Origin of the sequence: Dyella sp. (genome assembly GCF_035486915.1) — a bacterium.
In the GTDB taxonomy this organism is placed as follows: domain Bacteria; phylum Pseudomonadota; class Gammaproteobacteria; order Xanthomonadales; family Rhodanobacteraceae; genus Dyella_B.
The window spans coordinates 1-9,786 of record NZ_DATHMR010000157.1; the positions used below are offsets into that span (position 1 = coordinate 1).

A 9,786-nucleotide genomic window follows, 5' to 3' on the forward strand; every position below is an offset into this window, starting at 1 on the left:
TTCGTTCTTTGCGGATCTAAAGCGCATGCGCGACGTCATCGTGCTCAAATCCTCGCGGGCACCGCCGATCGTCGTCATGGAGGAGGGGGCTTACATCCACCGCACGATTCGTCCGTTTTCATCCATCACCGCGTGGAGGGACGATGAGACCAAACCCAGTGATCTCGTTCCGCTACGTCCTGCGTTGGGAGCCATGATTCATCGGACGCTAGGCGCGGCAGAGGAACTCGTCATCGCGCTCTCGCAGGTCATTGCGCTCGGGCCGGCCATATGTCCAAACCATAGGCTCTATCTGCGCACCCATTCCGGTCCAGTCTTGGCCGAGGTGCTGGCCGATGCGAATCCGCGGTATAAAAACAGGGGTCAGGTTCGACTTTCATAATTAAAACGGCACCAAGTTGGCTTCCTGGCTTCATGTGACAGCCAATAAGTCAACCCGGTACCGTTTTGATAGTTTTTGGTACCGGTTTTTGGAAATATTACCGGCAACATATAAGCCCGCCTGATACGGTTTTTCTTTTCTACTCTTCTATGTTGCTGGGTGGCACTTTTTATTCAGAATGACGCGATGATTTCCGAGGGTCAGCGCGCCATGTGTATAGCTGGAATCGCCGTAAAAAATGTGGCTTTTCCAAACAATACGGCATGTTTTTGTATCCAATGCGTACATTATTCGTTCGCTACCCGAATAAGTCGGGACAAATAAAATATCGGGTCCTAACAGCACAGGCTTTTCCACAATGGACACGGACTCGCTAGCTGTGCATGCAGGTTGTCCATCGGTGGAAATCGTCACTGGCCCTAACCATGCCGTAGGCTGCTGCGCATCGTCCGCATTCCCTAAAGTTACAATAACGTTTCCGACGGAGGCAGAATTGCTTGTTATGGTCAGCGATGTAAGGTTGCAATCTTTGGTGGATGCTGGCATCGAGACAAGTAGCGCCGCGAGCGAAAATTTGCGTAATCGCATGGGCTGCATCCTCATGGTATCTGCCGGACAAAGTATTGCACTTTTGATAGGTCATCGTGATTCCACGACCAATTAATTGTTGTGTTCTTACGGCCCGTCCCTCCGTATTGCCCCCAATAACCAACCGGATATCTTTGGGCTTGTGATACAGGAACTATGATGACTACGTGCCCATGACCGCGTGCCTTGAGACCCGCAATCACGAGGAATCCCTTGTTGGCATAGTCCTGTGCGTTTTGGGGATCGTTACCCAAGGCAGTCCACCCGTTTCCGGCTGTGGTTAAGTCGTCCACCATTTGATTGGCGGTGCCGGTGAGCGGTGCTCCAAGTTCGTTTGTAACTGCATGCACAAAGCCACTGCAATCGTGCTTCCAGTGATCCCAGTTCTCTTCGCTCGCAGTCGTGATATCTGTCATGGCTATAAGCTATGCCACGAATCACGAAATTGCAGGTTGCCATCCAGGTAGCACCATGTAATTTCTTCGTAGCGCAACTGAATTTGCTCGATATGGTTTTGGCTCGCGGTTGATGGTTCTTTGATATTCGCAACCCGCGGTGTTATGGCTACCACCTTGACGTTCCGCATCATCATATTGAAGTACTCGATTTCCCGGCCAGAGTCATCGATGCGATACCACTTAATCTCGGCAGATTGCAGGGTTTGCGCGCGAGCAATCGCCATGTAGAGCACAGGGGAGGATCGGTCGATTTCCTTTTCCATCATCACAGGCCAATGCACACGGCGACCCAACAATTTCCCTGAAACTCCGTCTGCGGGTGAAATCATGCCGTGTTTGAAGCTCAAAACTTCGATGCTTCCTTCGCGGCCAACTACTTGGCTTGAGCCACGAATATCGCTGCCGCTACTGTCCTTGAGCCATAGATGCAATGGAATCGACACGCAGTATTCCTTGAGGAGTTGATGCGACCTAATGTGTACTTTCGCGTGATCGTTTAAGAAATCAGGCGATTCGGAATAAATAGGTAAGGTTTTTAGCCGCATATGGAATGGAAGACAAAATACAGTTGGCTTACTTCTGAGGTTGGAATGCCGACGACGCACTTTTCTTCCAATGCGGAAAAACAACAACGCCCGGCGATTTCTCGCAGGGCGTTGTTGTTTTAGTGGTGGAGGTGGCGGGAGTCGAACCCGCGTCCGAAGGCGTTTGACGCCCGGTACTACATGCTTAGCTCACTGTTAGATCTCGTCCCGCGACAGCACAGAGTGCGAGGCGCATCGAAGGACCAGTCCGCTTGATTTAACCCTGACCGGCAGACGGCAGTTTTGGGCGATCCCGTGATAATGACCCTACATCCACTAGCACAGGCACACGTGGGTTCGGGGCTAGGCCTTAAGCGGCCAGAGCGTAGTTGTCGTCGTTGGCAACTATAAGTTTGCGGCTGGTTTAACGAGGAAAGCTGCCCCCTCGGCATGCACCAAGCTATCTCACTACCCCCGTCGAAGCCATGACACCCCCGGGGAAATTGGGATTGCTTTAAGCAGATGAATTGTAGCAGTTCGGAGTGGATGGATGGTCGATGGCGTGATTGTGTTGAGTGCAGCGGGTGCTGGACTGTTGGAAGGCAAAGGCGCTGGACCCCAGCTTTCGCTGGGGTGACGGTGTTTTGCGGTTGTGGCGTTGGGGATGGACGCGCGTGTTGCGCGGACCCTCACCTCAACCTCTCTTCCTTGCACCCCAAGGCGATGCCATCCATGGCCTCTCTCCGCGTCCGGAGGGAGAGGGGCTTAATCTTTTAGGCGTTGCGGTTGTGGGAGCGCATGGTGCGTTGTTTTTCGCGTTGCCAATCGCGTTCTTTTTCGGTGTTGCGCTTGTCGTGTTCTTGCTTACCGCGCGCGAGTCCGATTTCCACCTTGACCTTATTGCCTTTCCAGTACATGGCGATGGGCACGAGGGTGTAGCCCTTGCGCTCGACGGCACCAATGAGCTGATCGATTTCCTGTTTGTGCAGAAGCAGCTTGCGCGTGCGCCGATCCGCCGCGACCACGTGCGTGGACGCACTGATGAGTGGCGGGATGGAGGTGCCGACCAGGAAGATCTCCCCCTTCAATACCACGGCATAGCCGTCGCCGAAGTTGATGCGGCCGGCGCGCAGTGCCTTCACCTCCCAGCCTTGCAAGGCAACGCCTGCCTCGTAACGCTGGTCGATGTGGTATTCATGCCGGGCGCGCTTGTTGAGCGCGATGGTGCCACCCGCATTCTTTTTGTCTTTGTCCTTCGCTTTTGCCATGTCCGTTAAACTTCGGGCCTGTTGCCCCCTGCTAGTTTGACCGCGGGTGGTCAGACCCGATTATTCAAAGAGGCTACTGTGATCGAAATCCGCCGCAGCGCCCTGGTGAAATACTCGCCGGCGCAAATGTTCGACTTGGTGAATGAGGTCGAAGCATACCCAAAGCGCTTCGCCTGGTGTGCCAACGCCGAGGTGATCGAGCGTGGAGAGAACATGCTGGTGGCGCGGCTCGATCTCAAGTTCGCCGGCTTCCATCACAGTTTCACCACGCGTAACACGATCGATCGGCCACGACGCTTGCAGGTGAGTCTGGTCAATGGACCTTTCCGCAGCCTGGACGGTCTTTGGGATTTCATCCCCCTGGGCACCGATGGCTGCAAGGTCGCACTGGAACTGGATTTCGATTATGCCGGCCGCCTGGGCGGCGCAGCGTTGAAACTGGGTTTTCAGGGTCTGGCCAATCGCATGGTCGATGACTTCTGCCGAGAGGCGGAACGCGTGTATGCCTGACAGTATTTCCGTGGAGGTGGTATGCGCCACGGCGGAGCGTCAGTTGCTGCGCAAGGTCACATTGCCCGCGGGTAGTCGCGTTATCGAAGCGGTTGAACAGTCGGGCATCTTGCAGGCTATGCCCGAGGTTGCGTTCGATCCATCACGCCTTGGCGTTTTTTCGCGCCGCGTGTCGCCGGACGATACGTTGCGCGATGGTGATCGTGTCGAGATTTATCGACCGCTGACGATCGATCCGAAAGATGCGCGCCGTCGCCGCGTGCGTTAGGTCACCATGCCTCGTTGAGAAGAGGCATGGTTGCTCGGATCAGTGGCCGCCGTTGTCGCCGCCGCTGTCACCACCGTTATCGTCGCCACCACTGTCACCACCGCCGCTACTGCCGCCACTGGTGTCTTTATCGCCTGAGGTGTCGTTGACGTTGTAGTTGGTCTTGTACTTGTTGCTTTCCTTGACCAGCTTCTGCGCATCTTGCAGATAGAGCTGACCTTCGGTGCGGACGAGCACGTCATTGTTGAAGAACAGGCTGACCGTGTTCAGCATCATCTTCTCGCCACGATGCGAATACGTGGACACGTAATCCCAGCGATTTTGATCGAACGGCGATGCGACCGACGGCGTACCCAGCAACACCAGCACCTGACGCTTGGTCAGGCCGGGCTTGAGCTGTGAGGCAAGGTTCTTGTCGATGACTTTATCGAACAGATTGCCCTGGGCCACGTCGGGGGTATACACGATATGGCAGCCGGCCAGGGATATGGCCAACGTGGCGAAGCCCAGCGTGCGAATCAGCTTTTGCATTCGTAGTGCGTCCGTCCGGAACGTGAAGATATCGAATGATACACTAATGGCCTGATTTGACCGCGTATCGGGAGCATGCGATGGAGCAAGAAACTCAAGAACTCCGGAAGGCCGGTTTGAAGGTCACCCACCCCCGGATGCGCATTCTCCAGATCTTCGAGGAAGACGGGGTCCGTCACCTTACGGCCGAAGACGTCTACAAGAAGTTGCTGGCCCATCAGGAAGATATCGGCCTTGCCACCGTCTACCGCGTGCTGACCCAGTTCGAGGCCGCCGGCATCCTCAGCAAACATAATTTCGAGGGCGGGCAGGCGGTGTACGAACTGGATCGCGGTCAGCATCACGATCACATGATCGATGTGGACAGCGGAAAGGTGATCGAGTTCGTTAGCGAAGAGATCGAACGCCTGCAGCGTGAAATTGCGGCCAAGCACGGCTACGAGATTCAGGACCACAGCCTGGTGCTTTACGTGCGACCCAAAAACCGGGGTAGATAACCCTGGCAGGAGAGCAGGCCCTTGGCGGGGCCTGGCCACTTCTACCTGCGCCCATAAAAAAAGCCGCGGGAGGACTCCTGTCCGCCCAGCGGCTTACCGTTGTCTCTTGACCTGCCGCATACCCGAGTTGCTCGCGATATGTGCGTTTGTCCAGACTCCGGCGGAACGGCATCCTGCCGTTCTTCGGGCCGCGCCGTCCCCACGGCTGACCCGCGCTCACCATCTTGCGATGGCGGCTCCCCCACATCGATTGAACGATCCTAACGAACCCTTTACGTGTCCGATATCAGAAAATTTCCTAGTTACAGTGTCACAAGTCACTGGTTTCCCTACGGGAAATGCTGCTGCGCAGCAAAATGCGAAGGTGTACGCCCTGGCCATCCGGGCGCAGGCGGAATAGGCCGCCCAGGGAGGTGACGCGGTCGCGCATGCCCTGTAACCCGCGGCCGCCGCGGGGCACGCGGTCGGGCAGGCCGACCCCGTTGTCGCGGATGTCCAGCAACGCCAAGGCCACGCCCGCGCGTTCACCAATGCGAAGGCGTAAGCGAAATTCGCTGGCTTGCGCATGTTTCACGGCGTTGGTCGCGCTTTCTTGCGCGAGGCGATAGATCACCGTTCGAATGTCTTCTTCAACCAAGCGCGGATCGCCGTGCAGCTCGGTGGTGTAGACCATTCCGGCGGTGCTCAGGAGATCGCGGATCGGGCCTTCGTCCAGCGCACGCATCAAGCCGAATTCATCGAGCACGGCCGGACGCAGGTCATCCAACAATCGATGCAGTGCGCGACGCATGTGGCCGAGAATGCTGTTGATCGACAGGCTCACATCTTCCAGTCCCGCTTGCTGCAAACGGTTTTGCGCAAGCTTCACGTGCGTCTGGATAGCGGTGAGGTTTTGACCGAGTTCGTCGTGCAGTTCCGCGGCCATGTGGCGGCGCTGATTTTCTTCGGCTTGCATGTTGCCGCGCGCAGCGTCGCGAAGTTGGCGTGCGAGATGATCGAGGCGCCGATTCACCGCGGCGAGATAGACGTTCTGCTCGGCAACACGCGCGCTACTACGGCGCAGTGCATCGGTGGCTGAGCCGAGCATCAACGCACCGGTGCCCGCAACCGCAAGAAAAAGATGCGAATTGGCGGTGGGAATGACGTGCGTAAACACGCGATCGACCAATGCCATGCCGAGGCTCGAAACAAGCATGGATAAGCTCGCGCCGCGCCAGCCGTGTCGAAACGCGAAGAACAACACCGGCGCTAACGACAGCACGCGCGCGAATTCGCGCTGAGGCGCCGCCTGTTCGGTAAGGATAAGAAGAATGACCAGTGCAGGCAGCATCACCAGCAAGCCATCCATCATCAATTCGGACATCTCTTGTTTGGATGGCCGTGCGCGCCACACCATGATCAACGGCGGTACCAGCAATAACAGCCCGACGTAGTTACCGAGCAACTCATCGCCTAATGCATGCAGTAAGCCCGTTGGCGGCAGCTCGTGCACGAACGCCATCATCAACGCATCGGTGGCCGTGGCAGCGACGACGGTGAAGCCGGCCGACAGAAGCAATCGCGACACTTCTTCCGGATCGCGCAAACTCGGTCGCAAGTTGGCGCGACGCAGCAGGCCCAGGCATAGCGCCACGACCAGCGGCTGCGGCAAATCGCCATACAGAAACATCTGCCAGCCGAGGGCGTAGCCGTGCAGGTAATCGATCAAACCCGCGGCAATCAGCTCACCCCCGATCAGCCACGGCCAGAAGCGGATGGGTGACAGCAGCAGCACGCCGAAGCGAAGACCGAATTGCAGCGTCCAGTCCGGTTGCGTGGTCGGCCAGAGGAGTGCCCAGAGCACGGCGTAGCCAAGGCCGAAGAGCGGACCGGAGCTAAGGCTGAGTAGTGGTTTCAGTCGCATGCGCCGATGTTACATGTGGACCAAGGCCGCCAGACTGATACAGTTGGACTATGCACAGTATTGTTCTGGTCGACGATCACGCCATCGTCCGCGAAGGGTTCAAGCGACTGATCGAAATGGAGCCTGACTTGGAGGTAGTGGCCGAGTGCCGCAACGCCGACGATGCGGTCGAGGCAATCAGCCAGCGGCATCCCGACTTGGTGGCGCTCGATCTGTCGTTGCCCGATGGCAGCGGTTTGCCACTGATCGAACATTTGCGCAGCGTGGCCACCGGGACACGTATCGTGGTGCTGAGCATGCACGACGGTGAGCCTTATGTTTCCGAAGCCCTGCGTCGTGGAGCGAGCGGTTACGTCACCAAAGGGGCAGCACCGGAAGAACTTGTGGCTGGCCTGCGCGCGGTGATGCGTGGCGAGCAGTTCTTGAGCTCCGACTTGCGTCAGCGTCGTGCTGAGCGTCCGAATGATTTGCTCGATCCGATCGATCGCCTTACGGCACGCGAGCGCGAGGTGTTTTTGCTTCTTGCCGCAGGGCGTGCGCCGAAACAGGTGGCCGCGGAGCTGGGGATTGGGCAAAAGACCGTTTACATCCATCGCGCGAGCTTGATGGGCAAACTCGGCGCGGGGTCGGAATTGGATCTTTATCGCATTGCCAGCGAGCGTGGGTTGTTGCCGGCTCGCGGTTAACGCCCAACGCGGACATCTGTGCGATGGCGCGGGGATCGGTTCTCCCTCAACAGCAAATATTCCTCGCCGTCATTCCAGCGAAGGCTGGAATGACGGCGAGGCGAGATCGGGCGCTGGAGCGGATCAACATCAGCACGCGGGAGTCGAAGTTACACGGTTGAAAATAACTCAAGCCGTCTGCGCCCGCTCCAGCATCTGCTTCGCATGCGCACGCGTTTCACGCGTAATTTCAACCCCGCCCAACATGCGCGCCAATTCGTCACGACGGCCGTTCGTGTTCAACGCTTCGATACGCGTGTGCGTGGAATTACCTTCGCTGTGTTTGCTCACGCGCAGATGCGAGTGTCCTTGCGCAGCCACTTGCGGCAGGTGCGTCACGCACAGCACCTGGCAACGCGAACCCAGCGCACGCAGTTTTTGTCCGACGACTTCAGCTACGGCACCGCCAATACCAGTGTCCACTTCGTCGAAGACCATGCTGCCGATGGTGTCTTTGCCCAACGTCGCCACTTCGATGGCTAGGCTGATGCGTGCGAGTTCACCGCCCGAAGCGACTTTACGCAGCGGCCGCGGCGGTTGGCCGGGGTTGGCGCTGACCAGCAACTCGCAACGTTCGCGGCCCTGCGGATCGGGCTCGTCGCTTTCGGCCGGTTCGAGCGAAACCTGCAGCACGCCGCCTGCCATGCCCAGTTCGCTCATCAGTGCGCTGACGTCCTTGCCCAGTTTCTTGGCGGCACTCTGGCGTGCCTTGCTCAGTGTCTCGGCAGCTTTTGCATAGTCGCGTTGCAGCTGATCGCGTTGGGTGCCCAAGCGCTCAAGTGCTTCGCCGGCGTTTTCCAGTTCGTTTAGCTCGGTCTGGGTGGCGGCGCGCTTTTCATCGAGCTCGGTCGCTGGAAGCCGATGCTTGCGCGATAGTTCATGCAGGCGTGTGAGATGCGTATCGACTTCGGCGTAGCGTTCGGGATCCAGATCGACGTCCTGGGCATAACGCTCCAAGCCATCGACGGCTTCGTTGAGCTGGATTTGCGCGCTGTCGAGCAGATCGAGCATGGGTGCCAGGCGATCGTCCAAGGCAGCCAGCCGGCCCAGCTCCGTGTGCGCGCGGCTTAGCGACTGGCGAAGCGCCAGCTCGCTGTCGCCATCGAGCATTTCAACGACACCGGTCAAACCTTCGGTGAGCTTGCTGGCGTTGGCCAAGCGCTTGTGACTGGCTTCCAGCTCGGCCAGTTCGGCTGGCGCAAGCGCCCATTTTTCCAGTTCGGACAGTTCGTGCCGCAACAGTTCCAGCCGGTGACCGCGATCGTCGCCGCCGCTCAGTTTGCGCATGCGGACGCCGATCTCGCGCCATTGCAGGGCGAGATCGCGAACCTGTTCGACGCGCTTCTCGTTTTCAGCATAGGCATCGAGCAGATTGAGCTGATGTGTACGCTCAAGCAGTGCCTGATGCTCGTGCTGACCATGGATCTCGACGAGCAGGGCGGCAAGGTCGCCCATCTGGCCGATGGTCGCGGGCCGGCCGTTGATCCACGCGCGCGAGCTACCTTCGGCACGAATGACGCGACGCAGCTGGCAGGCGCCGTCTTCATCGAGTTCTTCGTGCTTGAGCCATGCGGCGGCTTCGGGCAGGCCTTTGAGGTCGAACTCCGCGATCAATTCGGCGCGATCGCTGCCGGCCCGCACGATATTGCTGTCAGCGCGTGCACCGGCAAGTAACATCAAAGCATCCACCAACAAGGACTTACCGGCACCCGTTTCGCCGCTGACCACAGTCAGGCCTGGGCCGAAGGTGATGTCGGCTTCTTCAACGACTGCGAGGTGGCGGACGTAAAGGGAGGTGAGCATGGGTGAAGGCGGCAGTGGTTCGTGCGATTGTAAGGGGAGGGGCAGGCGGTGAGTAGCGAGACGGGAGGCGTTCGACGCCCAGTCTGGGCTTTCTTGCATTCTCCCCTCCCAAACCTTATTTCTTTAGCGTCTCACGGATTGCCACAGTGCATGCCTCATCGTCATCAGGAACTTGATATCCGCGCGCGGCGTTTGCTGCGCACGTTGATTGCGCAGTACCTGGCTGATGGCGAGCCGGTAGGGTCGCGCACGCTTTCGCGTTCCTCTGGACTGGATGTGAGCCCGGCAACGATCCGCAACATCATGGCGGACCTGGAAGAGGCCGGACT

Annotated in this window: 12 protein-coding genes, 1 other RNA gene and 1 pseudogene; 6 read left to right on the forward strand and 8 right to left on the reverse strand. The window is 58.2% G+C overall.

The genetic code is table 11. The features are described from left to right. On the forward strand, positions 1-382 hold a 382-nt coding region (locus VK725_RS12390; RefSeq protein ID WP_325318364.1), incomplete at its 5' end, for a hypothetical protein. 147 nt (positions 383-529) lie between these two features. Here the strand turns inward: VK725_RS12390 and VK725_RS12395 are convergent. The 5 genes from VK725_RS12395 to smpB form a co-directional block, all read right to left on the reverse strand. Beyond that, the gene (locus tag VK725_RS12395; RefSeq protein WP_325318365.1) at positions 530-970 is read right to left on the reverse strand and encodes a hypothetical protein; all 441 of its coding nucleotides are present in this window, start codon (positions 968-970) and stop codon (positions 530-532) included. 11 nt (positions 971-981) lie between these two features. Then, entirely contained in the window at positions 982-1,386 is a 405-nt protein-coding gene (locus tag VK725_RS12400; RefSeq protein ID WP_325318366.1) for a hypothetical protein, read from the reverse strand. Between the two features lie 2 nt (positions 1,387-1,388). Then, positions 1,389-1,871, reverse strand: a complete 483-nt coding sequence (gene tssD / locus VK725_RS12405; RefSeq protein ID WP_325318367.1) for a type VI secretion system tube protein TssD — start codon at positions 1,869-1,871, stop codon at positions 1,389-1,391. Positions 1,872-2,096: 225 nt separating this feature from the next. Continuing rightward, positions 2,097-2,448: a transfer-messenger RNA gene (gene ssrA / locus VK725_RS12410) on the reverse strand. A 277-nt stretch (positions 2,449-2,725) separates the two neighbouring features. Then, the gene (gene smpB / locus VK725_RS12415; RefSeq protein WP_325318368.1) at positions 2,726-3,220 is read right to left on the reverse strand and encodes an SsrA-binding protein SmpB; all 495 of its coding nucleotides are present in this window, start codon (positions 3,218-3,220) and stop codon (positions 2,726-2,728) included. Positions 3,221-3,298: 78 nt separating this feature from the next. On the opposite strand from smpB, the gene VK725_RS12420 reads away from it, so the two are divergent. Further along, positions 3,299-3,730, forward strand: a complete 432-nt coding sequence (locus VK725_RS12420; RefSeq protein ID WP_325318369.1) for a type II toxin-antitoxin system RatA family toxin — start codon at positions 3,299-3,301, stop codon at positions 3,728-3,730. Next, complete coding sequence (locus tag VK725_RS12425) at positions 3,723-3,998, forward strand: RnfH family protein (protein WP_325318370.1); 276 nt, start codon at positions 3,723-3,725, stop codon at positions 3,996-3,998. The genes VK725_RS12420 and VK725_RS12425 overlap by 8 nt, the downstream gene beginning before the upstream one ends. A 39-nt stretch (positions 3,999-4,037) precedes the next feature. On the opposite strand, the gene VK725_RS12430 is transcribed toward VK725_RS12425, so the two are convergent. After that, complete coding sequence (locus VK725_RS12430; RefSeq protein ID WP_325318371.1) at positions 4,038-4,529, reverse strand: outer membrane protein assembly factor BamE; 492 nt, start codon at positions 4,527-4,529, stop codon at positions 4,038-4,040. An 80-nt stretch (positions 4,530-4,609) separates the two neighbouring features. Between VK725_RS12430 and fur the strand changes: the two genes are divergently transcribed. Next, entirely contained in the window at positions 4,610-5,026 is a 417-nt protein-coding gene (fur, locus tag VK725_RS12435; RefSeq protein ID WP_325318372.1) for a ferric iron uptake transcriptional regulator, read from the forward strand. A 310-nt stretch (positions 5,027-5,336) separates the two neighbouring features. Here fur and VK725_RS12440 read toward each other — a convergent pair whose 3' ends face one another. After that, a complete protein-coding gene (locus VK725_RS12440) occupies positions 5,337-6,929 on the reverse strand; it encodes an MASE1 domain-containing sensor histidine kinase (RefSeq protein WP_325318373.1) in 1,593 nt (530 codons plus the stop codon). Between the two features lie 50 nt (positions 6,930-6,979). Between VK725_RS12440 and VK725_RS12445 the strand changes: the two genes are divergently transcribed. Further along, the gene (locus VK725_RS12445) at positions 6,980-7,615 is read left to right on the forward strand and encodes a response regulator transcription factor (RefSeq protein ID WP_325318374.1); all 636 of its coding nucleotides are present in this window, start codon (positions 6,980-6,982) and stop codon (positions 7,613-7,615) included. A 168-nt stretch (positions 7,616-7,783) separates the two neighbouring features. Here VK725_RS12445 and recN read toward each other — a convergent pair whose 3' ends face one another. Further along, on the reverse strand, positions 7,784-9,457 hold the full coding sequence (gene recN, locus VK725_RS12450; RefSeq protein ID WP_325318375.1) for a DNA repair protein RecN: 1,674 nt from the start codon (positions 9,455-9,457) through the stop codon (positions 7,784-7,786). Positions 9,458-9,607: 150 nt separating this feature from the next. Here recN and VK725_RS12455 point away from each other — a divergent pair. Continuing rightward, a pseudogene (locus VK725_RS12455) lies at positions 9,608-9,786 on the forward strand (heat-inducible transcriptional repressor HrcA); the annotation flags it as partial.

Coding starts and splice junctions, on each gene's coding strand:
- VK725_RS12395 (WP_325318365.1), bottom strand. CDS start 970: ATGCGATTACGCAAATTTTCGCTCGCGGCGCTACTTGTCTCGATGCCA.
- VK725_RS12400 (WP_325318366.1), bottom strand. CDS start 1,386: ATGACAGATATCACGACTGCGAGCGAAGAGAACTGGGATCACTGGAAG.
- smpB (WP_325318368.1), bottom strand. CDS start 3,220: ATGGCAAAAGCGAAGGACAAAGACAAAAAGAATGCGGGTGGCACCATC.
- VK725_RS12425 (WP_325318370.1), top strand. CDS start 3,723: ATGCCTGACAGTATTTCCGTGGAGGTGGTATGCGCCACGGCGGAGCGT.
- VK725_RS12430 (WP_325318371.1), bottom strand. CDS start 4,529: ATGCAAAAGCTGATTCGCACGCTGGGCTTCGCCACGTTGGCCATATCC.
- fur (WP_325318372.1), top strand. CDS start 4,610: ATGGAGCAAGAAACTCAAGAACTCCGGAAGGCCGGTTTGAAGGTCACC.
- VK725_RS12440 (WP_325318373.1), bottom strand. CDS start 6,929: ATGCGACTGAAACCACTACTCAGCCTTAGCTCCGGTCCGCTCTTCGGC.
- VK725_RS12445 (WP_325318374.1), top strand. CDS start 6,980: ATGCACAGTATTGTTCTGGTCGACGATCACGCCATCGTCCGCGAAGGG.
- recN (WP_325318375.1), bottom strand. CDS start 9,457: ATGCTCACCTCCCTTTACGTCCGCCACCTCGCAGTCGTTGAAGAAGCC.